Genomic DNA, 23,987 nt, shown 5'->3' with positions numbered 1-23,987 from the left:
GCCAACCTGTGAACCCAAACGCGCCCCCAGTCAAAGAACCGTGACTGAGGTGGGGATGCTCCCTGGCGTTGGCAACAAGAGCGCGGTTTTCTCGCTTCTTACTCCGTGGGAGGCGCGGCGCGGCCGAGCAGGGGGCAGCGGGCGAGTTCCCCCGGGTGGAGGCGTTTCATGTCATCTCCGCTTGATATGGATTCACCACCGTCATCGTTGCGAGTCCCTTTCACGCAGTTCGGAAACACGGCGAAGATAGAGCCCCTGCTGCCGCCCAGGCCCCCGCATCCGCTGGGGCGCCATAGCCCCCTGGTGCCGGACAGGTTCGCCATGGAAGCCATCTTGTTGGTGCTGCGCATGGGGATGCAGTGGCAGGCGCTCAAAGCCCCCGGAGTGTGCCACTCGTCCTCGGCCCACTGTCGGTTCCGAGAGTGGCTGAAGGCGGGAGTCTTCCACGAGTTCTGGCGCCTGGGGTTGGTGACGTACGAGGCGCTGGTGGGCATCGACTGGCAGCTGAATGACGGCGAGGACGCCGATGGCACGAAGACCCTCGTGCTCCGAGCCATCGATACGCAGGGGCAGGAGCTGATGCAGCTGCCCATGGGCCGTCCGAAGATCGAGTCTTGAGACAAGTGGTTTGCCCACCGCCTCCGAGAGCGCGTGGCCCTGCACCCGCCCCAGCAGCACCGGCCGCTCGTGCAAGACTCTCGTTACAGCCCATCCGAAGAGGAGAGTGGAAGCTCCAGCGTGGCAACGGCTCCCTTACCGGGCCCCTCGCTCTCCAGCGTCAGCCGCCCTCCCAGCATCTGCGCCGCCAGCGCGCTGGAATGCAGTCCGAAGCCGTGTCCGTCCTTGCGCGTCGTGAACCCGTGCGTGAACAGGTTCTCCCGCGCTTCCGGCGCAATCCCCACCCCGTTGTCCTCCACCTGGATCTGGACGTGCTGTCCCTCCACTCCCAGCCTCACCCGCATGTGACGCTCTCCCTCGGGTGAGCCATCCATCGCGTACTTGGCGTTGCTCAGCAGGTTGATGAGGATCTGCAGCACCTTGTGCTTGTCCAGCTTCAGCCTCGGCACCGCGGACAGCTCCTTGACCAACGTCACCCCGTGCCGATGCAGCGCCGCCATCTGGATCCGCAGCGCGTCCTCGACCAGCTGCCCCAGGTCGCACTCCTCCGTCATCAGCGACGTCCTCGCGTACGTCTGCTGCACCTGCACGATGGCCCGGATGTGCTCGATGTGCCGCCCCATCGCCTCCATGTCTTCCACCAGCTGCATCTGCTGACCCATCAGCTCGTCGGCCAGCTTCGCCAGGTACTCCGGCAGGTGTCCCCCTCTTGCTCCAGGTGACAGGAAGCTCGTCAAGTCCTGGCGATTCTCCAGCAACATGTTCGTCGCCTGCTTCAGCTTCCCCACTCTCGAGGCGCCCACCGCCCGCTGCATCATCTCCAGGTTGATGACGGCGCTGGTCAGCACGTTGCCCACGTTGTGCAGCACATTCGAGGCCACCTCCGCCATTCCCACCGAACGCGCCGTGTCCACCAGCCTCGCCTGCGCCTGCTTCAGCTCCCGGGTGCGCTCCTCCACCCGCTGCTCCAGCTCGTCATTGGCCTGCCTCAGCTCCTGCCTCGCCCGCTGCACGTCCCCGTACAGCCGCGCGTTCTCGATGGAGATGGCGGCCTGCGAGGCGATGTGGCCCAGCAGCGCCAGCCTCCCCGGGCTGAACGCGTTGGTCGCCAGGTTGTTCTCCAGGTACAGCACTCCGCTGAACTGCTCCTGCCTCATCAATGGCAGACACAGCACGGACCTGGCTCCGCTGCGCGCCAGGTACTCATCCGTCGTGAACGGATGCGGCTTGGACGCATCTCCAATCAGCACATGCTCCCGCGTGCGCCTCACATACGACAGCATCGTCCACGGCAGCTCCTGAGCGCCCCCACCCTCCACCGTGACGGCCACACTGCCCGACGAAGCACTGGAGGACGCCACCACCGAGAGCGTGTCTCCGCTCGGCAGCAGCAGGACGCCGCGCTGAGCGCCTGCATTCTCGACCGCCGCACGCACCAGCGTGGTCACCAGCCGCTCCAGGACGATCTCCCCGGAGATGGCCTGCTGCGCCTTCACCACCGTCAGCGCGTCGATCCGCGTCGAGTCCGTGCTGCTGGTCTGGGTCTCCCCAGCGGCCACCTCGGGCGAGAGGTTGGGCCACAGGGAGTCCAGCTGCTGCACCTTGCCCAGCGCTCCCCACTGCAGGAAGGCCGCTCGGGCCTCGCGGGCGAAGGTGTGAGCGACGATGGGCGACTGCCGCGAGCGCCAGAAGTTCGCCGCCAGCTCACTGGCCACTCCCACGAACTGGGGAGCCCCACTCTCTCGTGCCGCGCGAATGGCCTCCTCGTAGGCGCGCGTCGCCTCATCCCCACGTCCCCCGAGCCGGGCCAGCTCTCCGGCCACCATCCGCTCGAGCATGTGGAAACTCTCGGGACAGTTCTCCGTCCACTCGGCCAGCTGCCGCTGGTGGCGCCGGATGTCCTCGAGCCACTGGCGCTGAACCTCGGGTGTGGCCTCCTCGAAGCACGCGGCCAGCGTGAGGGCCCGGTAGAGGTGGTACTCCCTCATGCTGCCGGAGGTGTACATGGCCCAGACGAACTCCTCCCCCTTCTCCGCCGTCTCGAGGGCCTCACGGTGGGCGCCACACAGGAAGCGCGCCTGGAGCTTGGTAAACCAGTATTGGCCTCGCGTGCTGCCCATGCGCGCCGGCGTCATCTCGGCCTCGTAGGCCTGCTCATCGAAGCCGTCCCCGCTCATCGTGCTGAACGAGCGCGATTCGCCGCGCATCTGCTGAATGAAGCCCTGGTAGACGCGGAGCAGGTCTTGCACGTCCCGGACGCCAACCTTGCGCGCGAACTCGAGGCGGACGATCGAGTCCTGGTAGACGTCCTCCAGGTTGTTCCCCATGGACAGGCGGGTCCCCACCAGCGCAACGGCCAGGAGGGCGGCGAAGTAGAAGTCCCCCGCCTGGAGCGCATGCTGGAGGCCGTTGAGGCTGTGCTCCTGCACGACGGGGAGCGGATCAGTCCAGAGGCTGCCGCACTGCAGGGCCAGGAACGCTCCAGGCCGAAGAGGGGCCAGCTCGTATCGATCGACGAGCGTGCTCGCGAGCAAGGTCAGGGCCCTGCCCTCCCGGTACCGCTTGAACAGGCTGCCGGTCGTCACCCCGAACCAGGCAAAGCCCACCACCGAAGCCTCCGTGAAACCGTGACGCAGGGTGAGCGAGACCATCCGGCTCAGGGCGATGACGAGCAGGTGGTTGTCGGTGACCATGGCCTTCGCCCAGATGGCAGCCAGCGCGCTCATCAGCAGCTGCATCTCGGGGTCGCTCATGCGCGGCAGGTCGACGAGGCTCTCGATGGAGCGCTTCCCCAGCAACGCCCATACCTCCTCATGGACGGCCACCGCCTCTTCCCACGTGGGGTGCGCGGACAAGGGCATGCCCAGCATCGCCAGGCACTCCAGCATGCAGGTGATGGCCCCCGGACTGTCACCCGCGGCCATGCAGCTATCCCCCTGCAGGATGTAGGCGGCCACCCGGTCCGCGGGGCTCCGCCCTCGGGAGCGGAGCTCCACCGCCAGCTGACGCGCCCCACCGACGTTGCCGCTCACGAGCTCGCATCGGGCGCGGGCGAGTCGCGCCTGGAAGGCCAGCTCGTAGTCCGTGTCCCAGGGGTCTCCTGGAATGAGCTCGAAGGCCGCCGTGAAGTAGACGATGGCGGGCCGATGCGCGACCGCCGCCAGGGCTTTCCTTCCGGCCTCTGCGTTCAGCCGCGCCACCCGGTGACGCTCCGCGGGCGCCTCGATGAGCTCCACACCCGCGTTGAGCTGGCTCACCACATCGAAGAGGCTGTCGCGCAGCTGTTCCGGGGACAGACTCTCCAGCAGCAAGCGGCCAATGCGCAGATGGATGGACTTGCGCTCCGCCTCCGAGCTCAGGGAGTGGGCCGCCTGCTGGATGCGGTCGTGCAGGAAGCGGTACTGCTCCGGGCCTGCTCGCACCAGCATGGATTCCTGGAGCGCGGGCTCGATCCCCTGCTCCACCTGTCCCGTCTCCTTCATGTCGGCGAGGGTGCCCAACATAGGAAGCGAGAAGGCGCTGCCCACGCACGCCGCCAGCCTCAGCAGCTGCTGCGTCCCAGGGGGCAGCTGCCGCAGCTTGCCCACCATGAAGTCCACCACGTTGTCCGAGTAGCCTCGAGCCGCGACACCCTCGGCATCCCAGCGCCAGCCTCCCCCAGGCATGCGCACCAGCAGGCCGTCCTGGTGGAGCGTCACCATGAGCCGCAACAGGAAGAAGGGGTTGCCGCCCGTCTTCTCGTACACCAGCTCCGACAGCGGGACGACCAGCTCCTCGCCTGCTCCGGGCAGCGTGTCGGCCACCAGCTGCGCCACCTGATTGGGGCTCAGTGGCTCCAGCCGGAGGTCCGTCATCCGCGCCCCGGACTTGCGCACCTCCTCCAGCACCGGCACCAGCGGGTGCGTGGAGCTCACCTCGTTGTCCCGGTACGCGCCGATCCACAGCACCGGGAGCGGCTCCGACTGGGACAGCAGCTGCTGGATGAGCTGCAGGCTGGACAGGTCCGCCCACTGCAGATCATCCAGGAACACCACCAGCGGATGCTCCGGCGTGGCGAATACCTTCAGGAACTGGCGGACCACTCGACGCAAGCGGTGCTGGGCCTCGCTCACGGGGAGCTCCGGGATCGGCGGCTGCTGACCGACCACCACCTCCAGCTGCGGCACCAGGTCCACCAACGCCTGTCCCTGTCCCTCCCACACCTGACTCAGCCGAGCGCGCCACCGCGCAAGCTCTTCATCCGTCCCCGCCAGCAGCTGCTGCACCAGCCCGCGGATGGCCTGGGCGATGGTGGCGTAGGGCACGTCCCGCTGGAACTGATCGAACTTGCCGCTCAGGAAGAAGCCCCGCCGCTGCACCACCGGCTTGTGCAGCTCGTGCACCACCGAGGACTTGCCGATGCCCGAGTACCCGCTCACCAGGAACAGCTCGGGCTGCGAGGTCTGGGCGACCCGCTCGAAGCCCTGGAGCAGCGTGGCCACCTGGGCATCGCGTCCATAGAGCCGCTGCGGCAGCTGGAACCGATTGGGCACGTCATGCTCGCCAGGTACGAACGCTCGCGGCGTGCTCTGGCCCAACTCCTGACGGCACCGCTCCAGGTCCGCCTTCAGCCCCTCGGCGCTCTGGTAGCGCTCCTCGGCCGTCTTGGCCATCAGCTTGAGCACGATGGACGACAGCGCCGACGGCACCTCGGGATTGAGCTCGTGCGGCGGCTTGGGGTTCTGCGCCATGTGCGCGTGGAACCACTCCAGCTCGTCTCGCCCCTGGAACGGCCGCTGTCCCGTCAGCACCTCGTACAGCGTCACGCCCAGCGAGTAGAAGTCCGTGCGGTAGTCCACCGCCCGGTTCATCCGCCCTGTCTGCTCGGGCGACATGTACGCCAGCGTCCCCTCGATCATGTGGCCAGGCGCCGCGTCCAGGTGCTCCACCTGCTGCAGCGTCGCCACTCCGAAGTCGATGAGCCGCCCCTCGCCGGAGGGCTCGAGGATGATGTTGGAGGGCTTGATGTCCTTGTGGATGACGTTGCGGCTGTGGATCTCCGCCAGCGTCGAGGCCAACGAGATGGCCAGCGCCAGGAACCTCGGCACCTCCAGCGACTTGCCCACCGTCTCCGAGAGCGCCTCGCCATGCACGCGCTCCAGCAACAGCACCGGCCGCTCGTGAATCCGCTCACACGCGTAGGGCCGCGCCACGCCCTTCACATCGCTCAGCCGCTGGAGGATGCCGAACTCGCGGCGGTAGCGCTCACGCTCGCGCGGACCGGGGGAAGGCGCCATCGGCGTCTTGATGATGACGGGCAGGCCATCCGCCTCGCGCGTCGCATGGAACAGCGCGTTGGAGCCTGTGGCCCGGATCGTGCCGAGAACCCTGTAGCCGGGAATGTCCAACATGGATGAGTACTCCTGAGGGAACCGGTGCCCGCGGCCGTGATCGACCCCGACGGCGCCAGAACCCCGAAGAGTACTCGTATACAACTGACCATTCCCTGGACAGTGAAACGCCTGCCTGGGGGCCTCCGTGCCGGGGCCACAGTGACCTTCAGTGAAACGGGGATGAACTCCTGGAGCGATCGGAGAAGGAGCCGGTGGGCTCCAGACATCTGGACGAGAGCGCCGCATCGGGCTGCTGGGCTCCCGTGAGCTCGAGATACCGGTGGATGAGGCACAGCCGCGCTTGATCGAAGGCGGCACCGTCATCGGGCACACGCCAGGCGGAGGGAATGAGCCGCCGCGCCACCTTCCGCGCGAACTCCGGGTCCCCCGCATCACTCACGGCCTGGAGCCACTCGTAGTCCTGGACACCGAGGCGGATGAGCTTGAGCCGGATGGAGGGCAATGGGACCGCCGTGGTCCCCCCGATCATCGAGGGAGTCCCTGGGTAGAAGAGCGTCCCGTCGCCATTCCCATTGAAGCGCCACTGGTTCGTCCACGCCGTGGAGAGCATCCCCACCGTCGTAGTGGCCCGGAGCCGCGTCCATCGGGACATGGACATCCACCCAGAGGGCGCGAGCCTCATCCGCGGGGACATAACACGTTCTCATGCCCTCCCAAGCTAGGGCTTGCAGTGGGCGCCTGCGTCCAGGGCCGCCCCAAGCGCTGCCCGATCGCCCGCTCCACTGCTTCACGACGAGGCGCCGCGTCTCTTCCCTGAGCGGCGACGTGTCAGCGAGCGGCTCTGACATGTCAGGCCCCTGAGTTGATCCGTCAGCAGGAGCGTGCGAGCCCCCCGGGCCGCGGCCTTTCCCCTTCCCACTCTCGAGCGCAGCTGGCCTGCCAGGTGCAGAGCAGCACTTCCGCCCCTGCACCGAGCAACCTCGGGCGCGGGGGCATGCCGTTCCACAGTGTCATCTCTGCTCGAGGAGCCTTCGTGGTCACCTACAATGATCTGTTCTTCCGCACCAACCTCTCGGACGCCGGGCAGCTGCCCTCACTGCCTCCGGCCTACACCTCGCCGGACATCATCCCCTCGGGGATGAACCCGATCTCGGAGCCCGATCGGTACTTCGTGGGCAACTATGGCCAGGACGTGGGCCAGGACATCATCAACCAGGCCAACAACTACATCTACCTGCGAGCCCGGAACTTCGCCTCCGGCCCGCAGTCGGGGCTGATGTCGCTGTACTACACGAAGGCCAGCCTGCTGCTGTACCCCAGCCAGTGGCAGTCCAACCAGCTCAAGACGAGCGACGGCAGGACCCAGGTGGCGGTCACCAACGTCAGCCCGAACGCCATCGCCGTCGCGACGGACCCCTTCGTGTGGAACCCTCCAGCGCTCGGCAGCGGTGACCACTTCTGCCTGATCTCCCAGGTGGTGACCAACGAGCACCCCAACCCCATCCCGCCCACGGGCAGCGTCAACGATCTCACCCAGTTCATCATCGAGAACCCGGGGTTCGGCTGGCGCAACGTCTCCCTGACGGATGCCGGAGCCCCGACGTTCACCACCCCCGTCGGCTACCAGCAAGGCTCCGATGGCGGGCAGATGCTCTTCCTGCTCGAGTGCAAGAACGTCCCAGCTGGGGCCAGCGTCGCCTTCTCCTCGGGAACGCCGGGCCCCGACCCGCTGATCGATCTCCAGAAGACGACCGTCCCCGCCAACAACGGTAGCTGGGCGACGGGCATCATCTCCACGGTGCCCGCGAACTTCGAGACCACCATCAGCTACTCGTACTGGGCCAACGGGACCACTCCCGCGCCGGGCTGGAGCATCACGCTGACCGTTCAGAACTTCGTGCCCAGCAACCACTCCCTCTACAACCGGCTCCTCACCCCGCATCAGCTGGGAGTGCCCCGCTCGCTGGTGAAGACCATCGGTGCGAGGAAGGGCCTCGCGATCGGCTCGCACACCACGCGCGGCGTGTAGTCCCTCCCCCGCCCCGGAGCGCCACCCGCGTGGAGCGCTCCGGGGCGAGTACCCTCCGTGCTACTTCTGGAGGGTCGCCTCGCTCAGGACCATGGTCCAGTTGTTCACGAAGTCGATCTGAGACTTCGGGTCGCTGGGGTTCGGAGCAAACTTCAGCCCTGTCTGCGTGTTCAGGCGGCTGCTCATGTAGATCAGCCGCTGCATCGCGGGGCCAGGCGCGGAGGGCGCTCCGTTGTCACCCAGCAACGCGTCCCGGAAGCGCGCGTTCAGGTAGGGGGGCGGGATGGACTGGTAGTTCATCCGCACCCGGATCGTCGCCCAGTTGCTGATCTGCGAGAGCGGGATCTGGTAGGTGAGGCGATCGCTGCCACTGGCCGGAGACGTGGAGTAGTCCGGATCGCTCGAGATGCTCTGATCATTGGGCCCCAGCACGATGCTCGAGGGCTCTGTGAGCCTGGCGAGCTGCTGGAGGTTCAGCCCGAACAGCATCTCGGTGGGGCCGCGCTGCGATGGCGCCACCCAGCCCTGCGGCAGGAGGCGGTTGTCCTTCACGTCCTTGAACAGCTGGAGCTCCAGGGTGCTCAGCTTGTTGGAGTCATCCACCGCCTTCGCCTCGTAGATCTGCACCTGCTGCTGGGAGGTGATCGTCTGATAGTGCGGCTGGAGCTTCTTGTAATCGGACGTAAACTCGCTCTGGAGGATGTTGCTGTTGTCGGGCAGGCAGTTGCCGGCGCAGATGGCGCCCTGTGGGTTCGGCTGCCCGGAGGCCCAGAGGACGGTCCCCTTCCCATCCAGCACCTCGAACTGGATGAAGGCGCGGCGGAAGGGCGCTCCACTCGGGAACTTGTGGCCCACGCTGCTGGTGACCGTGACGGGGACGGTGAGGTTGCCCTGGCTCGTGGTGGGCGTCCCCAGGGACACCTGCACCGCGGGCCTCCTCGGGTTGAAGGTCCCCTGCGAGGTGTTGGTAGCCAGATCCAGGATGGACTGCTCGGCGTTGAGCAGGTTCTGGGCCATGGCGTAGTCCTTGGCCGATTCCTGCAGCGGCGCGACGGAGCCGTCCGGCAACCGCAGGGAGAGGAAGAGATCGTCAGCGAAGCTGGGGCCGAGGCTGAGCGACAGGTGGCGAGTCCCGGCGTTGAGGGCCAGGGTGCCCTGCTGGGGAATCCACCGCGGCTGCGCCGGCTGGGGCACCAGCGTGCCAGCGGCTCCCGTGCTCGTGGTGCCCTGCCCCAGCGGCGTCAGCGTGACCGCGCCACACGTGGCCTTGTCACAGTAGACGGTGGCGCCCCAGGTGACGCTCACGGCCCCGTTCTTCTGATCGATGAACGCCGCGTACCGCGAGACATCGATGTCCAGGCTCGCCGCGGCGCCCGTGCCCGTCAGCTGGAAGAAGTACTTCCCATGGCTCGGCGTCACCGCCTGCCCCTGGCCGCCCTTGGCCTGCGACACCGCCTGGATGCCGCCACCCGAGGCGGCCACCCAGCCGTTCGCGTTGCCGTCCTCCGCGCCCGGATTGGAGATGAGGATGGGAGTCCGGTTGAGGATGTCCGGGCTCTGGAGGTAGGGAGGCACTCGCGAGGAGGACGGCTGGTAGAACTGCAGCCCGAGCACGTCCCCGAACTGCTGGAACATCTCGTGGACGAAGAGGTTGATGCCCAGCAGGGTGTGCCGGTTGTACTGGCGCGGGGTGAGCTCCTGGGTGTCCCCGTAGTAGCCCTTCAGATCCGTGTTGATCTGCGCCACCTCCACGTTCCCGTCATTGGGCGAGGGCGGCTCCGCCAGCTGCATGTGGCAGGTCAGACACGTGGAGGTATCGGACGGATAGCCGCTGTTGAGCCACTCGAAGTAGGTCGTCTGCTCGTAGGCCAGCCCCACGCAGGGATCCTTCAGGAAGTCCCCGGTGAAGTACTTCTGGGCGGTTGAGCAGCTGGCCGGCCGCTCATAGCCGCCGCGCGCCACCACGCTCTCGATGGACAGCTTGTCGCTGTAGCCGACGGGCACCTTGGGCAGGATGACCACGTGGCACGAGCCGCAGACGGTGGAGTCGCGCAGGTAGCTGTGTGCCCCCCCGGCGGTGGCGGCCGTCTGCAGGCTCAGCCCCGCCGCGGCCATGGGGCCGGTGTTGAGCCCGGTGTCCGGCCCGAGGATGGCGCCAGGCTGGGTGGTCATGGTCGCGGTGAAGGGATACTGCGGCGGCTGGACGGGCTCGCCCGCGCTCTTGAGGCGGCTGGGGAGATTGTCGCCGAAGATGCTGCCGCTCGTGCTCCCGTAGAAGACTGTGTAGTCCGTGCCGTTCCAGGGCTGGCCGCTGCTGGGAGCCACGGAGTGGCAGGAGCTGCACGAGACGCCGTCTCGCCCCAGCGCCCCATAGTTCGCGTACTGCGGCTGGGTATAGGTCTTGTCAGGGAACGGGTTCTTGTACCCGGAGTTCGCCGGCGCGGCGTACAGCATGTAGTGGCTGAAGGCGGTGTGGTTCTGCTCGGCCTGCCGCTGCCCCAGCGGCGAGTGGCAGCGCAGACAGAGGTTGTCCACCACATCGGGCTGGTGAGGTGAGAGATCGCGGGTGGTCTCCAGCTGCGCGAGGAAGACGGGATCCCTTCCCGCCAGGGCCTTGATGGAGGCGCTCCAGTCCCCGAAGAGCGACCAGTTGGCGGCCAGCGACGCGGGGCCGTCCGAGCTGGTGGAGACCGAGGGCTGAGCCCAGAAGCTCATGTTCGGCAGGTCCGTTCCGCTGACCTTCCAGTCGCTGTCATGGCACGACTGGCAGACCAGGGACGAGTTGTAGTGTCCGCTGCCCAGATTGAGGCCGTTGTCGGCGATGTCCAGGTAGCGGTTGGGGAAGGCCGCCAGCTGCGAGCGGGAGATCTGCGGGAAGCTCACCCCACCCTGCTTGCTGTAGAAGGCCAGGAACTGCCCCACCTGAGGATCGGTGTCCTGCAGGGACTGGGTGAGGGTGTTCCCATGCGGGAAGACGGGATAGGGCGGAGGGACAAACCCATCATCCGCCTTGACGGCCAGCGTGAGGGGCCCCGCGGGGGGCTTGCCCACCTTCTCTTTCGAGAGCGTCGCGCTGCATCCCACCACCGCGCCCACGGCGGTCGCGCACACGGCCAGCGCTGAAAATAGGAGATACCTCTGGCGTCTTGTTTTCATGTTTCCTTCCGGTGCTATTGATGAAATGTCCGCTCGGCGGAGGCATGGGGGCGCTGTCCCATCGCCCGCGCGCGGTTCCGCCAGAAGGGCGCCTCGAGCCAGCGCTGCTCCATCCCGTAGTACCTGCCCCGCGTGCTCAGGTGCTCCTGGAACTGCCTGCCCACCGCCTCCGCGTAGGAGGGCAGCGCGCCTGGCGCACCCCGCAGGTGCCGCTCAATGGCCTCGGCGGCCAGCAGCGAGGAGCGCAGCGCCTTGGAGATGCCCTGGGAAGAGAGCGGATCGAACGTGCACGAGGCGTCCCCCACGGTGAGCCAGTGCGCTCCGTGCACACGGTCGAGCCGCGCGACGTTGGCCGGCACCGCCACGAGCGGCTCTCCGGCGAAGTCGCAGGCGTCCAGCCTCCGCCGGGTGGCCGGGGCCTGCTCCAGCAGGGAGAGCCAGCGCTCCGAGGCGCGTGGAGTCACACCCCGCAGCGAGTCCCCGTCTCCGAGCAGCCCGACGACGACCCGCCCCTCGGGCAGGAGCGCGGAGTACCACCAGCCCTCCGGGCAGGCCTCCACGAGCGTGTGCGTGTCGAACGTCTGCCCGGGCCTGACACGAAAGGCGCCGTACACGCCCAGGCCTCGATCGGCCACGAGCGGCCGGGCCCCCTGAGCGACGGCGAAGGCGGCCTTGCGCCCCGTGGCATCCACCACGAAGCGTGCCTGGAGGGTCCACTCGCTGGCCCCCCGTGGCGTCAGGTGCAGCAGATAGCCCTCAGGCCCCAGGGCCTCCCAGCGAGAGAGCGCGGTGGCGGTGTGCACCGCCCCGCCGCGCCTGATGACTTCGCCGCTCAGCAGCTGGTCGAAGCGCGTCCGGTCCAGGTGCCACCCCGAGCCCCAGGGGGACATGAGGTAGTCGTTGAACCCCAGCTCAGGGCTGCCCCAGCAGGAGCTCGTCCCCTTCGAGGGCAGGTGGCCACCCTGGAGGAAGGCGCTCCACACACCCAGCCGGGTCAGCAGCGTGCGACTGTCAGGGGGCAGCGTCTCCCCGATGCGCGGAGCGTGGTAGTCGGAGCGCTCGATCAGCGCCACCGAGAGGCCGGTGCACGCGCGCAGCGCCAAGGCTACCCCCGCGCCCGCCGGTCCTCCCCCGAGGATGGCGACATCACAGCGGGCGGAGCTCACTGCTTCTTGTCCTGGGGCGGGTTGTCCAGCGGCGTGTCCATGTCCAGCCGGACGAACGGGAGCGAGTCCTGCTCCATGAACGCCGGCGTCCCGCTCTGCTGGAGGATGAAGCCCAGGTTCTTCCAGTTGTAGACCATGGTCTCGTCCCGGACGAAGTTGGACTGCTTGGGACGGGTCCAATACCCCTGCTGAACCGAGCCACTCTGCTCGTCTCGGTAGTAGACGTAGTAGGGCCGCTGCGCGGGCCACCACCAGATGGAGGTGTGGTCGATGATCTGGTTGGAGCACTCGTTGAAGTCGGCCTGCCAGGGCAGCGCCATGTACTTGCTGGCATCCCCTGGCTCCAGTCCCTGGCCTTGATGCGGGTTGTTGTCCCAGGTGAGGGGCTGGCCATTGAGCGGCTTGTGCTTGAAGCGGAACGGCTCGCTGTAGAAGTTGAAGTCCCGGGAGATCCACGTCACCTCGATCCCGGGGCAGAAGGGCCCTCCCACGCAGTTGTCCAGGACGCCTCGGTCCAGCTGCTCCTGGGGCGTGGGGGTCTTCTGGGGCGGCGACATGTCGCAGAGCCCCTTGCTGAACTGGCTCAGGAGGAAGTACTGCGTGTCCGTCAGCACCAGGTAGTTGCGCGGGTGCTTGTCGGTGAGCGGGTTGTCCCCCGCCAGCTTCGGCATCAGGCCCGGGCTCGGGTCATTGACGGCCTCGGGCGCTCGGACATAGTCGAAGAAGTTGGAGGGCCTGCCCTGCCCGTTGGTGAACCTGGAGTGCCCCTGCACCCCCTGGTCGTTGATGTTGGCGACCCACTGATAGACGGCCGGCCGGCTCAGGATGGGCTGGATCTCGGCCTGGTAGTTCGGCCGGTAGCTCAGGTTGAACTGCCCCCCCCGAGTAGAGCGCCGGGTTGAGCTTCCCTTTGCGGACGAACACGTCATACATCGTGTCGTACAGCGTGATCATGTTGAGGATCTGCGGGGCATAGGCGGGCGGAGCGACCAGGACCCACGAGGGTGAGTGCACCTCCACCGGAGGGCCCTCCTCCATGATCAGCGTCGCCGTGACCGGCCCATCCGAGACGTCATCCCACCAGAAGGAGTTGTTGGCGTAGTCGTCGAGCCGCGGCTGGGGATAGGCGTAGTACTCGATCTTCTGGATATAGGCGTCGTAGTCAGCGCCCAGCACCTGGCGGATGGCGTCCTCGAAGGCGGCCTGGGTGGCGAAAGGCAGGTCCGCGATCTTCTTGAGCTGATGGACGATCGCCTTGGGCAGCAGGGCCTGATCGTCATCCGCATCGTTCGGGTTCAAGGTGGTCAGCAGCAGGCTGGTGATGTCGTACCGCGTCTCGACGCCCGAGCGGCCATAGCCCCCCAGCGTGTAGAGCGCCCCTGAGGCATCCGTGAAGATGCGTCCCAGGGTGGTGATGTCGTTGTTCTCGGGGAGCAGTCCCGTGGGCGGGAAGTTCTGGGTGAAGCCGGCGGGCCCCTTGCCCTTGGAGAACTCCGCCTGCGTCGGCGTGTGATCGCTGCCCAGGCAGGTGATGGTCTGCGGCCCCGGGTCGATGATCAGCTTCTGGCGGTCCGCGCCCAGGGTTCGCGGGTTGCGGAGCGCGTGATCCTGGGTGTAGGTGCCGTCCGCGCCTTCCTGCTGCTGGAACTCGTACCAGGCGGCCTTCTTGTTGGCCAGGTACACCGTCCACTGGATGTCCTTGACGCCCCCCTGCCCCGGAACGATCTCCCTGCCCGGAGCGCCCGGGGTGTCATAGGCGTAGATGCGGAAGCGGGCCGCCTGCCTGCGCAGACCGTTCGCGTTGTCCCGAAATCGGGTCACCGGGCTGCCATCCCTCTCGGTGGGCAGAGCGCCGGCGGCCTCGGGGCCAAGGTAGAAATCTTCGCTGTCGCCGACTCGGGCAACGCCGATCGCGGGATGAATCTTGTAGATGGTGCTCATGGGTGCAGGAGGCCTCCAGTGCTGCTGGAAGCGCCCTGCAACTTCGAGACCTGCACGGACAACGACACGGCCCTCGGAGAATCAACCCCCTGGGCCCACACGCCGCACGCGCTGACAGGTCAGCGCGCCGCGATGACATGTCAGCGCGCCGTCGTGACACGTCGATGGGGCCAGGGGGTGTCCCCCACTCCCATCAGCCCTCTGCCGGGGATGTTCGGCGGGCAGCCGCGCTGCACGCCGCGGAGACGGCGGTGACGCACGCGTCGAAATCGAAGGGCTTGGGCAGGAAGTGGAAGACATCCAGCTCCTGGGCCATGGCCGCGCCTTCTCGGGCGGCGGTGATGAAGATGATATGGATGGAGGCCCCCTTCTCCCGCAAGCGCCGGCAGACCTCCGCTCCCGTCATGAGCGGCATCCGATGATCGAGCAGCAGGACGTGGGGACGGTGCTCGAAGACCTGCTCGATGGCCTCCTGGCCGTTGCCCGCCTCCAGGACGTGGAACCCCTCGAGCCGCAAAAGCTCGACGAGGGTGTCTCGCAGCTCGTCATCATCATCCGCGACAAGGACGGCACAAGCGTGAGCGCTCATGTCAGGGCCCCTCTCAGCGGAAGCTCGAGCGTGAAGCTGACGGGCTCGCGCGGCCTTCCCGGCGCGGGCTGGGCGGAGATCGTCACCCGCCCGGCGCCTCCCACGGGGAGCAGCCGCACCCGCACCGAGCCTCCTCCCTCCGCGAGCTCGAAGGCGTGCAGCAGACGCGAGAGCAGCTGGCGCGCCAGCCGCCGGGGATCGGCCTCCACCGTACAGGGCGTGAGGTGCTCGGAGAACACGTCCACGGCACGGATGCGGCTCTCGGTGGACAGCAGCGCCAGCAACTGCCGCACCTGCTCGTGCAGTTCCACCGCGCGCGCGGCCCCCAGCTCCGAGCCCGCGAGCTCCTGGAACATCCTCGCACGCAGCTGGAACTCCCGCGCGGTGGATTGCGCCACCTGCAACAGCCGCAGGGCGTTCTCGTCCCGGTAGTGGCCCAACAGCGCCGCCGCGCCCTGGAGCCGCAACCGCGCCGTCGCATGGAGCTGCATCAAGTCCTGCCGAAGGTTCTCCAGCGCCGTGTCATCCCCAGGCGTCGCCTCCAGCACCTGGCGGATATCCTCCTCGAGCTGGACTCGCAGCAGCTCCGCCTCGATGCCATGGCCGGCGCACACGAGGATGTCCCGGAGCCGCGTGGCGGCTGTCGGGCTGCGCATGGAGATGCTCAACACTCCCACCACCTGGCTCTCGGGCCCTATCAGGGGCACGCCCTGGCAGGTGAAGGGGTGGAACCCGCTGATGAAGTGCTCGGGGCCGATCAGCTCCGAGTACGTCCCTTCCGCCAGCGGAGTACCAATCCCATTGGCGCCGCTCACCGCCTCGGAGAGCAGGGCTCCAGGCCCTGGCACACTCTCGGGGCCACGAATGCTCGCATCGTCTCCCACGACATCCAGCACGAGCGCTCTCTCATCTCCCAGCATCGCGGCGTGACGGTGCTCTCCAGCCGCTCGGGACAGGGCTCGCATGTAGGGGCGTGCCGCCTGGATCAGCGCCGACTTCTCTCGGAGCAGCCTCGCCAGGTTCTCATCGGACAACTGCTCGGCCCGGAGCTGGTGGGGACTGGCGCCCTGCGCATGGGCTCGCTCCCACGCACGCAGGATGGGAGGTCGCAGCAGGCGAGCATCCAATGCCCCGGTGGAGGCATAGCGCCTCCAGGCTTCCGAAGTTGAGGGATACACCATACAGAACTCCCAGACTGCGCGGCCTCTGCGTCATGGGACTGAGGTTCGAAGCATCCGTGCGGCCGACCTGAGTAGCTTTTTCGTTGTGCCCCCGATGCGCAGCGGTGGAGCACTGGTGCGTCCATCCCCCGGGCAAGGCAGGAGGGGGGATGCTGGCCGCTCGAGTGCCTGGCAACTCCTTGAGCTCCTGCTCGTCGTAGAGCCGTCGACGGCCCTCCGGTTCGTCACGAGCGCGAGCTGGTACAGCCTGGTGTTGCGTCAGGGAGCAGGCTCAAGCCTGCGCATCGAACCCGTCGGTCGAGACCGCGAGCATGCGCCATGCGGCGACTCCAGAGCAGGAAGCCGCCGAGGCGGCCAAGACGATCGCCGTCTCTCGGCGCATGCAGTTCTTCGACGAGGTGGAGCAGAGGGGCCGAGAAGGGCGCGGCGTGGCATCCCAGGACAATGCTTCTGGCGCATGGGGACATTGTTGGAGCCATTCCTCATCACGTACCTTTTCCCTGTTGCCTGCGCATGGGGGCCGGGGTTCCCCGAGAGGGAATCAACGGCCCGTGCACTCTCACACACGGAGTTGACCATGAAGCGATGGGTATGGAGCCTCTTCATCCTGGGGTTGGGTGTTGCGACCCCGATGAACGCTCCTCCGGTGGCTGATGCGGGTCCTGATCAGACGGTGGATGAACAGTCGATCGTCACACTGGAGGGTCTGGGGTCGACGGACCCCGACGGCTCCATCCGGCAGTACGCCTGGGCGCAGCTGTCGGGCCCGCCCGTGACTCTCCTTCCCACCTTCACCCGCCCGACGCCGCAGTTCGTGGCGCCAGCGGTAACCACAGACACCGTTCTCACCTTCCAGCTCACGGTGTGGGACAATTCATTCCTCAGTAGCTCGGACACGGTCAGTATCACGGTTCGAGATGTGAGCCTCCTCGGGCCGACGGAGCCTCGTTGAAGGGCCGCGCCACGACGATCTACTCGTCGAACTCCGCGTGCATGACGGTGGCACAGAAGCCGGTGAGCATCAGCACATCCAGCGTGCCCTGCAGCAGCTCCAGCCACGTGTCACTCATGAACCTCTCCCTTGACGTCTTGGGGGAGAGAGTCTTGCTTCCCTAAGACGTCAAGGGGAGCTCCCGGAGGATGGGAATCGGCCCCTGGCGCCGAGCGTCCATGGAGGCATGAGCCCGACTGATCGCGAGGGGCTCGGGATGGCAGGCGTCTGCCGGGCAGCCCCTTCCTGGCCCCGGGAGCACTCTGTCGCCACCGTGAGAGATGCCTATCGGTTCCCTTCCTGAGGAGGTGGCGCATGGCCGACGTCCGGATCACTCGTGGTAGCTCGCCCTTCACCGCGGCCATCGTCATGGTGGTGATCAGCCTGGTGCTATTCTTTCTTCCCCTCATCAACGGCCTCATCGGCGGCTTCGTGGGCGGCTATATGGCGGGCGGTGTGCGACGAGGCCTGACGGCCGCCATCATCCCGGCCATCGTCGTAGCGGTGGCGCTCTTCGTCCTGTTGCTGCTCTTCGAAGCCCCGCTTGCTGGGCTGTTCGTGGGGCTGGCGGGAGGCGTCGTGGTGGTCCTGGCGGATGTGGGCCTCTTCATCGGAGCGGCGCTCGGTGGCGCCCTGGCGCAATCCCGCACGCGGCTGACGGCCTGACGCTCCCCGCCACGGCCCCCGACTGAGCAGGTCCGAAGAGCTCTTTTCTCGCGTCCCGGTCCGCCCTCGTGTCGAGCGCGTTCGGTCCGAACTGGTCTGCTTGTCATACCAGTTCGCTACGAGCCCGCTCACAAGGCGCCCCCATGGCCGGGCCGTTCCCCTGCACAGGAGTCTCTCTCAAGGGGCGAGCAGTTCTTCGGGCCTCCCTTAGTGAGCGGGGGCAGGCTCGGTCTCGCCAGGCAGGTTCCGCCGGAGTTCCTCGAGGGACACCGCCAGGATGACCGTATCTCCCACGGACTGGATGAAGCGCGAGGGAATCTCGAGCACTCCCGTGTGGAAGACGCTCCGCGACACGCCGAGCTGATCGGCCGCCTCCCGCCTCAGGCTGACCTGCAGGGACTCCACGCTCCAGGTGCTGCTGTCCAGGAAGAGCCCTGAGACTTCACCCACCACCTGCCCGTCCGCACCCAGCACTGTCCGCTTCTTCAGGTTCGTGTCCGAAAGGCGCATCACCCTCCTCCTTTGTCGAAAACATAGGAAGTGGCGATGCCACTGGCAGGGCGCCCCCCCTGCTCTGCCGAGGGGCCGAGGAGGCGAGCCGCCTGTCGATGCCTCCCTCGGGCTACCCGTGCGTGAGCACCCAGCGCACCACGGGGCTCGCGTCCTCTCGGAGCGGTGCGAGGAGCTCCTCCGGGAGCGCGCCCGAGAGCAGAAGCGCCCAGCTCCTCACAGCCGCGGAGCGATCACGGAGGGCGGTAGACAGCTCCGCCCCCGGAACGTCTCGGACTCCCAGGGCCCAGAGCCTGCTCGCGGCCTCGATGCGGGTGGAGACGCTCTCTCGGCCATCCAGGAAGACGGCTTGCAGCAGCGCTCGGGACGGATGAGTGGGTCCGCTGGCGATGCGCCCCAGTGCCTCCACCCACCTCTCCCGATCGACGGGCCCCGTGTTCCTGTCGGCGAGCAGCCGCTGCAGCAGCATCATCAATCCCTCGCACTCGGGCCCCAGCGTGCGGAAGAGGAGCAAGGCCAGATAGCTGTCGGGCGCCCTGGCCACGTACGACATGAACCAGGCCCGTGCGCGAGGTAGGGCCAGCAGCGGCTGCATCCAGCTCTCGTACAGGTTGGCGCCAATGGCTCCCTCGGTCTCCTCCAGCAACGTCGCGAGCAACTCCGCCGGCTCAGGCAGCTCCGGGACGAGCTCGGCGCGCCGAGAGGACGCCAGCCGGAACAGGAGCTGGATGAGTTCCAGGCGCTCCTCGACCGTGTGTCCCTCGCGCGCCAGCCTCAGGCACCGCTCCCGGAACGCCTGGGAAGCCCCCTCCTCCGGTGGAGACAAGGAAGCGATGAAGTGCTGAATCCGCTCCCGCTGGTGCGGGCGGGCCTTCACGAGCACCTCGTCCAGCAGGGAGACGATCTCCCGCGTGAGCCCAAGCGCGACGACGCTCACGGCCAGCACGCCCATCGGCCGGGGCTCGACCGTGAGGAGGAGCCGCTTCACGAGGCCCGCCACCTCCGCCTCGTCGCGCCCGGCGAGCGCCTCGCGGATCCGCTCCTCCACCAGGCGAGTCCGCTTGTCGTCGAGCGCGGGGCCATATCCCTCGCGCAGCTCCTCGAGCGCGGCCAGAGCCGCGCGCACATGCTCCAGCGCTCCACTCCGAAGGACCGGGGTTGATTTCACAGGCTCCACGGGCTGGCCCGGCGATTGCGCATGCGACCTCGAGGAAGGCGCGCGATGACTCCACCGAGCGCGTGCGCTCGGCCCGGCTCCCGGTGCGGCACGCGGGAGAAGACGCCACCGAGATTCGCCTGCCCGCCGTGACGGCATCCCAGAGAGGGCGCTCCGGGAGAGCCGCCCCGTGGCTCCTGCTGGGCACGCTGGCCCTGGGCCTCCTGGTGGCCCTGGCTGTGAGCCTCTGGTAGCCAGCGCTGCTCCCGCTGGCCTCAGGGCACCTGGCTGCGGGACTTGTTGCGAACTGGTATGACAAGCATACCAGTCGGTGGCGCTCTGGCCGGTTGGGCCATCCTCCCAATGCCGCTGCTCCCCGGTCAGCCCGGGTGCGCCGGCTGCCGAACCGAGTACTCGGTGCCCGAGCGGAAGGGCACCGTCATCGACGCGAAACCGTGGCGCGGCTCACGCACGTAGGCGACATAGTCGCGGTAGTCGGCCTTGAAGACGCCGACGTTGTCGGTCACCACCACGGCGCCTGGACGCAGCGCCGGGGCGACGAGCTTCAGCACGTCGAGGGCCCGCAGGGGAAACCCATCGTTGAGCATGAAGTCCACCTCGCCGAGGTCCGCCCGCAGCGTCTCCGTCGCGTCACCCACCCGAATCTCGGCGAAGGACGCGAGCCCCGCCTCCTCCAGGTTCGCCTGTGCGCGCCGCGCCTTCTCCGGCACGAGCTCGGTGCCGATGACGCGACCGCCGCCGTTGTCGCGCACCGCCGCCGCCAGCCACAACGTCGAGACGCCAAAGGACGTGCCGAACTCGACGATCGTCCTGGCCCCGAGCGCCCGCGCCGTCAGGTAGCAGAAGGCGCCCTGGTCGCGCCCGAGCGCGATGTACTTGTCGACGAAGTCGAGCTCCGTCCCCGGAGCGTCGACGGGGCGACCGAGGAGCATCCCCGGCAGCTTCGGCAGGAAGTGGAGCAGGACGCCTGGCATCTGCCGGTCAGCCTCATCATGGAGACGCCGCAGCACGGCGCGCACCCGCCCGTCGGGCAGCACGGCGAAGGGATCAGACTTCATGATCGGCCTCGGGCCAAGGACACACATCTGGCGCGGCGGGAGACGAGGCGATGGAACACGGACTCGACGACGTCCGAAGGCTCGGTGGAAGGCAGGACATGGAGAAGAACATAAGCAGCCATCGCCGCTGACCGCATTGCGCAATCAAGACAATTTGTTTATCAAAACGGCCATGGCGGCGAAGCGGCGGCATTCGACGGAGCCAGGGATTGCGCATCCAACGGGCTGGACGATTCGCGGAGACGTCCAGGTGGCGCACGAGCCCCGTGGCGCGGTGGCGTCGCTCGAGTCGCTCGCGAGCCGCTTCGTGCTCGAGGCGCGCGGACGCTGGAAGACCGGGGTCGCGCGACCGGTGAACGCGATCGCGCTCGCCATGGCGAGCGGCGGGCTCGAGAGCGAGCCTCACTCGCACCGCGAATCGCAGCTCATCTACCTGGTGCGCGGAGAGCTGATCTGCGAAGCGTCGAGCGCCCTCTGGATCGTACCGCCGCAATCGGCGCTATGGCTCCCCGGCTCCGTGACGCATCGGATTTGCGCCCGCGCGCCGCTCGAGGGCTACTGCGTCTTCGTCGAGCCCGGCGCGGCGCCCAACCTCCCGCCGGACTGCTGCGCGGTGTCGGTGACGCCGCTCTTCCGCGAGCTCTTGCTTCGCCTGGCGACGCGCCCCGCGCTCTACGAGCTCGAGGGGCCTGATGCGCGCCTGGTGAGCGTGCTCCTCGACGAGCTCGCCACGGTCTCGATCGAGAAGCATCGGCTGCCGATGCCGATCGACCCGCGGCTCCGCCGCCTGGTGGATGAGATGACCGCCGATCCGGCGAACCGCGCCACGACGAAGACGTGGGCGAAGCGAATCGGCGTCGGCGAGCGAACCTTGAACCGTCTCCTCGTCGAGGAGACGGGCCTGAGCTTCGGCCGGTGGCGGCAGCAGCTCCACATCATCCTCGCCATCCAGAAGCTCTCCCGCGGCGCCAGCGTGCAGAGCGTGGCGCTGGAGCTCGGCTACGAGAGCGCGAGCAGCTTCGTGACCATGTTTCGCAAGGCGCTCGGGGCGTCGCCCGCCCGGTACATGGCGAGCCGCCTGGCCACGCTTGCTTGATCGGCGGGCCGCCCGTGGGCCGCTCTGGAGGCTAGGAAGACTCGCGGCCGTAGGTGTTGCGCGAGTTGGAGCCACCACCCGGCTTGTTTCCGAGCGCCACGCCCTGCTGCGCGTTGCGCTCCGCCGTCACGCCCTCGTACTCGCCCTGCTGCGCCTTCTCGACGACGAGCATCCCGCCAGCTTCGGTCTTCGCCCGGTTGGCGTTCACCGCGTCGATCAGCTCCTCGAGCTTCACCGAGTAGCTGGAGCCCGTGCCCGGGTCCTTCACCTTGAAGTTGCCCTGCGCATCCTTGCCGTCGATGACGACCCAGTGCGAGCGGCCCGCCTCACCGGACGCCTCACCCGGGAGAATCTTGTCGGAGTCCACCATGGCCACCACCTTCTGGCCCTTGGCCATGGCCTCCTCCAGCGCCCCGGCGTCCACGAAGGGAGTGCCCTTCGCCACCGAGAGGCCCTGGTTGGCCAGCATGTCCGTGAGCTGGCGCGGCGTGGCCCCCGCGCCGTCGGTGGCGAACCGCGAGTCCAGCGCGTCCATCAGCTGCGCCTTCGAGGGCTCCTTGGCCGTCCCCATCGACTCGGCCAGGATGGCCGTCGCCGCGGCGCCGCAGTCCGTGTCCTTGGTCTGCTGGATCACCGGCTTGGACTCATCCATCCAGTCCACCGGCGCGCTCGCCGAGCCCTGCACGCCTCCGACGCTCGCCGGGGCCAGCTCCGGCGCCGCCACCGCCGGCGTCCCCGCCAGGTTCGCCGCGCCAGCCGCCGCGAACTTCGCCGCCCACTCCTGCTGCAGCTTCGTCACCTGCTCGAAGCCGTCGATGTAGCTCTGGGGCACGGTGGCCGACAGCGGCGGAGGCTTCGGGAGCTCCGGAAGCGCCGGTGTCTGCTGCACTCCCTGGGACTGGGCGGAAGAAGTCCCCTGCGAGTTCGGCAGGGGGCGGAACTGGCTCGGAGGAAGAGTCACGCTCATGGGCTTCTCCTAGGGAGGGTAAGGAGACCAACGTGGTCTGCATACCATGTGTGCAATTCACGTGCACAGCATTTTCTGGAAATCTACCATAGGGCCTGAAGCTAGAGAACCCCGTTTTCGTCGCTAATCCTGGTGACCGGAGTCATCACCCTGGAGTCCGGAGCCACCAGCCCGGGTGTCCAGGCCATGCTTGCGCAGCAGCTTCCGCAGGTAGACGCGATCGATGTCGGCCTCGCGGGAGGCGCGGGAGAGGTTGCCCTCGCAGCGCTCGAGCAGACCCTTGAGGTAGTCGCGCTCGAAGCCGTCGATGAGCTTCTCCTTGGCCTCCTTGAAGGGCAGCTCCAGCGCCCGCTGGGCCGCGGCGGCCCCGTCCGCGGCCGGCTCCATCTCCGGCAGGGCCTCCTCGCCCAGGTTGACCACCTGCTCCACCACGTTGCGCAGCTCGCGGATGTTGCCCGGCCAGGGGTACTGGGCCAGCAGGGCCCGCGTCTGATCCGACAGGGCGCTGGGCGGCCGCCCCATCCGCTCCAGCAGGGTGTCGATGAGCAGGGGGATGTCCTCGGGGCGCTCGCGCAGCGGCGGCAGGGTGATGCGCAGCACCGCGAGCCGGTGGAACAAGTCCCGGCGGAACTTCCCCGCCTGCACCGCGTCCTCCAGGCGGACGTGGGTGGCGGCCACCACCCGCACGTTCACGGTGCGGTAGTCGTTGCCTCCCACCCGCTTGATCTGCCGGCGCTCCAGCACGCGCAGCAGCCGGGGCTGGAGCTCCAGCGGCAGCTCTCCGACTTCGTCCAGGAAGACGGTGCCGCCGTTGGCCCGCTCGAAGGCGCCGGCGCGGTCCGCCTGCGCCCCCGTGAAGGCCCCCTTCACGTGGCCGAACAGCTCGCTCTCCACGAGCGAGGGCGCGATGCCCGCCAGGTCCATGATGACGAAGGGGCCATCCTTGCGCGGGCTCTCCGCGTGGAGGGCCTCGGCGCACAGGTCCTTGCCCGTGCCCGTCTCGCCTTGAATGAGCACGTCCGAGGAGCCGCTGGACATGCGCTCCAGCAGCGTGAACACCTCGCGCATCTTGCGGCTGGTGCCCACCAGGGCGCCGAAGCGGTCGCGCTCCGAGAGCAGCACGGAGCGCGAGCGCGTGTCCTCGGGGACGAGCTTGAGCTCGGTGGTGCCCAGGGTGATGACGCTGCCCAGGCGCACGTCCAGCTCGTTGAAGCGCAGCCCCTCGCAGAACGAGCCGTTGCGCGACTCCATGTCCGTGGCCTTCACGTACCCCTCGCGCACCTGCAGCTTGAGGTGCTGGCGCGAGACGGACTTGTCGTTCAGGACGATGTCGCTGGGCGGGGCCTTGCCCACCACGTACTCCGGGCCGGTGAGCGGGTAGCTGCGCCCAGCGTCAGGGCCCGACAGCACCAGCAGCTTCATCTTCACCTGACCCGGAAGGGCCCGGCTCAGGGTCGCTGTGGGATCAGAAAAGAGCTCCTCTTCGTCCTGGGCCGCCACGGCGCGTCA

Annotated in this window: 17 protein-coding genes and 1 pseudogene; 5 read left to right on the top strand and 13 right to left on the bottom strand. The window is 67.9% G+C overall.

Annotation, left to right across the window (positions count from 1 at the left end; all coding sequences use genetic code 11):
* Positions 1-186: 186 nt before the first annotated feature.
* Positions 187-504, top strand: a pseudogene (locus KY572_RS10615) (transposase); the annotation flags it as partial.
* Between the two features lie 197 nt (positions 505-701).
* On the opposite strand, the gene KY572_RS10610 reads toward KY572_RS10615, so the two are convergent.
* Together KY572_RS10610 and KY572_RS10605 are read right to left on the bottom strand one after the other, a co-directional pair.
* A complete protein-coding gene (locus KY572_RS10610; protein WP_224242433.1) occupies positions 702-6,008 on the bottom strand; it encodes a trifunctional serine/threonine-protein kinase/ATP-binding protein/sensor histidine kinase in 5,307 nt (1,768 codons plus the stop codon).
* A 148-nt stretch (positions 6,009-6,156) separates the two neighbouring features.
* Positions 6,157-6,603: a glycoside hydrolase domain-containing protein gene (locus KY572_RS10605; protein ID WP_317987834.1), complete on the bottom strand. Its 447-nt coding sequence runs from the start codon at positions 6,601-6,603 to the stop codon at positions 6,157-6,159.
* 381 nt (positions 6,604-6,984) lie between these two features.
* Between KY572_RS10605 and KY572_RS10600 the strand changes: the two genes are divergently transcribed.
* On the top strand, positions 6,985-7,980 hold the full coding sequence (locus tag KY572_RS10600; protein ID WP_224242432.1) for a hypothetical protein: 996 nt from the start codon (positions 6,985-6,987) through the stop codon (positions 7,978-7,980).
* Between the two features lie 60 nt (positions 7,981-8,040).
* On the opposite strand, the gene KY572_RS10595 is transcribed toward KY572_RS10600, so the two are convergent.
* The 6 genes from KY572_RS10595 to KY572_RS10570 all read right to left on the bottom strand — a co-directional run bounded on the left by KY572_RS10595 (position 8,041) and on the right by KY572_RS10570 (position 15,866).
* A complete protein-coding gene (locus KY572_RS10595; RefSeq protein WP_224242431.1) occupies positions 8,041-11,091 on the bottom strand; it encodes a hypothetical protein in 3,051 nt (1,016 codons plus the stop codon).
* A 59-nt stretch (positions 11,092-11,150) separates the two neighbouring features.
* Positions 11,151-12,302: a tryptophan 7-halogenase gene (locus KY572_RS10590; RefSeq protein WP_224242430.1), complete on the bottom strand. Its 1,152-nt coding sequence runs from the start codon at positions 12,300-12,302 to the stop codon at positions 11,151-11,153.
* Complete coding sequence (locus KY572_RS47740) at positions 12,299-13,075, bottom strand: LodA/GoxA family CTQ-dependent oxidase (RefSeq protein ID WP_224242429.1); 777 nt, start codon at positions 13,073-13,075, stop codon at positions 12,299-12,301. Before KY572_RS47740 ends, KY572_RS10590 begins: the two co-directional genes overlap by 4 nt.
* Positions 12,990-14,243: a LodA/GoxA family CTQ-dependent oxidase gene (locus tag KY572_RS10580; RefSeq protein ID WP_224242428.1), complete on the bottom strand. Its 1,254-nt coding sequence runs from the start codon at positions 14,241-14,243 to the stop codon at positions 12,990-12,992. The genes KY572_RS47740 and KY572_RS10580 overlap by 86 nt, the downstream gene beginning before the upstream one ends.
* A 193-nt stretch (positions 14,244-14,436) precedes the next feature.
* On the bottom strand, positions 14,437-14,832 hold the full coding sequence (locus tag KY572_RS10575; protein WP_224242427.1) for a response regulator transcription factor: 396 nt from the start codon (positions 14,830-14,832) through the stop codon (positions 14,437-14,439).
* Positions 14,829-15,866, bottom strand: a complete 1,038-nt coding sequence (locus KY572_RS10570) for a sigma-54-dependent transcriptional regulator family protein (RefSeq protein WP_224242426.1) — start codon at positions 15,864-15,866, stop codon at positions 14,829-14,831. The genes KY572_RS10575 and KY572_RS10570 overlap by 4 nt, the downstream gene beginning before the upstream one ends.
* A gap of 724 nt (positions 15,867-16,590) precedes the next feature.
* On the opposite strand from KY572_RS10570, the gene KY572_RS10565 reads away from it, so the two are divergent.
* On the top strand, positions 16,591-16,965 hold the full coding sequence (locus KY572_RS10565; protein WP_224242425.1) for a PKD domain-containing protein: 375 nt from the start codon (positions 16,591-16,593) through the stop codon (positions 16,963-16,965).
* 354 nt (positions 16,966-17,319) lie between these two features.
* On the top strand, positions 17,320-17,670 hold the full coding sequence (locus tag KY572_RS10560) for a hypothetical protein (protein ID WP_224242424.1): 351 nt from the start codon (positions 17,320-17,322) through the stop codon (positions 17,668-17,670).
* Between the two features lie 207 nt (positions 17,671-17,877).
* Here KY572_RS10560 and KY572_RS10555 read toward each other — a convergent pair whose 3' ends face one another.
* The 3 genes from KY572_RS10555 to KY572_RS10545 all read right to left on the bottom strand — a co-directional run bounded on the left by KY572_RS10555 (position 17,878) and on the right by KY572_RS10545 (position 20,415).
* Complete coding sequence (locus KY572_RS10555; RefSeq protein ID WP_224242423.1) at positions 17,878-18,180, bottom strand: PRC-barrel domain-containing protein; 303 nt, start codon at positions 18,178-18,180, stop codon at positions 17,878-17,880.
* Positions 18,181-18,292: 112 nt separating this feature from the next.
* Positions 18,293-19,306, bottom strand: coding sequence for a hypothetical protein (locus KY572_RS10550; RefSeq protein ID WP_224242422.1), 1,014 nt, complete (start codon positions 19,304-19,306; stop codon positions 18,293-18,295).
* A 410-nt stretch (positions 19,307-19,716) separates the two neighbouring features.
* Positions 19,717-20,415 (bottom strand): O-methyltransferase, encoded by a 699-nt coding sequence (locus KY572_RS10545; RefSeq protein ID WP_224242421.1) that lies wholly within the window; start codon positions 20,413-20,415, stop codon positions 19,717-19,719.
* Between the two features lie 274 nt (positions 20,416-20,689).
* On the opposite strand from KY572_RS10545, the gene KY572_RS10540 reads away from it, so the two are divergent.
* On the top strand, positions 20,690-21,511 hold the full coding sequence (locus KY572_RS10540; RefSeq protein ID WP_224242420.1) for an AraC family transcriptional regulator: 822 nt from the start codon (positions 20,690-20,692) through the stop codon (positions 21,509-21,511).
* A 31-nt stretch (positions 21,512-21,542) separates the two neighbouring features.
* Here the strand turns inward: KY572_RS10540 and KY572_RS10535 are convergent, their stop codons facing one another.
* A complete protein-coding gene (locus tag KY572_RS10535; RefSeq protein ID WP_224242419.1) occupies positions 21,543-22,478 on the bottom strand; it encodes a C39 family peptidase in 936 nt (311 codons plus the stop codon).
* 123 nt (positions 22,479-22,601) lie between these two features.
* Entirely contained in the window at positions 22,602-23,978 is a 1,377-nt protein-coding gene (locus KY572_RS10530) for a sigma 54-interacting transcriptional regulator (protein WP_224242418.1), read from the bottom strand.
* Positions 23,979-23,987: the final 9 nt, after the last annotated feature.

This window comes from Hyalangium gracile (genome assembly GCF_020103725.1).
Taxonomy (GTDB): domain Bacteria; phylum Myxococcota; class Myxococcia; order Myxococcales; family Myxococcaceae; genus Hyalangium; species Hyalangium gracile.
Note: the sequence above shows the minus strand (reverse complement) of the source record. Positions and strands in the feature narration are given on the sequence as shown.

Coding starts and splice junctions, on each gene's coding strand:
- KY572_RS10610 (WP_224242433.1), bottom strand. CDS start 6,008: ATGTTGGACATTCCCGGCTACAGGGTTCTCGGCACGATCCGGGCCACA.
- KY572_RS10605 (WP_317987834.1), bottom strand. CDS start 6,603: ATGTCCCGATGGACGCGGCTCCGGGCCACTACGACGGTGGGGATGCTC.
- KY572_RS10580 (WP_224242428.1), bottom strand. CDS start 14,243: ATGAGCACCATCTACAAGATTCATCCCGCGATCGGCGTTGCCCGAGTC.
- KY572_RS10575 (WP_224242427.1), bottom strand. CDS start 14,832: ATGAGCGCTCACGCTTGTGCCGTCCTTGTCGCGGATGATGATGACGAG.
- KY572_RS10565 (WP_224242425.1), top strand. CDS start 16,591: ATGAAGCGATGGGTATGGAGCCTCTTCATCCTGGGGTTGGGTGTTGCG.
- KY572_RS10560 (WP_224242424.1), top strand. CDS start 17,320: ATGGCCGACGTCCGGATCACTCGTGGTAGCTCGCCCTTCACCGCGGCC.
- KY572_RS10555 (WP_224242423.1), bottom strand. CDS start 18,180: ATGCGCCTTTCGGACACGAACCTGAAGAAGCGGACAGTGCTGGGTGCG.
- KY572_RS10545 (WP_224242421.1), bottom strand. CDS start 20,415: ATGAAGTCTGATCCCTTCGCCGTGCTGCCCGACGGGCGGGTGCGCGCC.
- KY572_RS10535 (WP_224242419.1), bottom strand. CDS start 22,478: ATGAGCGTGACTCTTCCTCCGAGCCAGTTCCGCCCCCTGCCGAACTCG.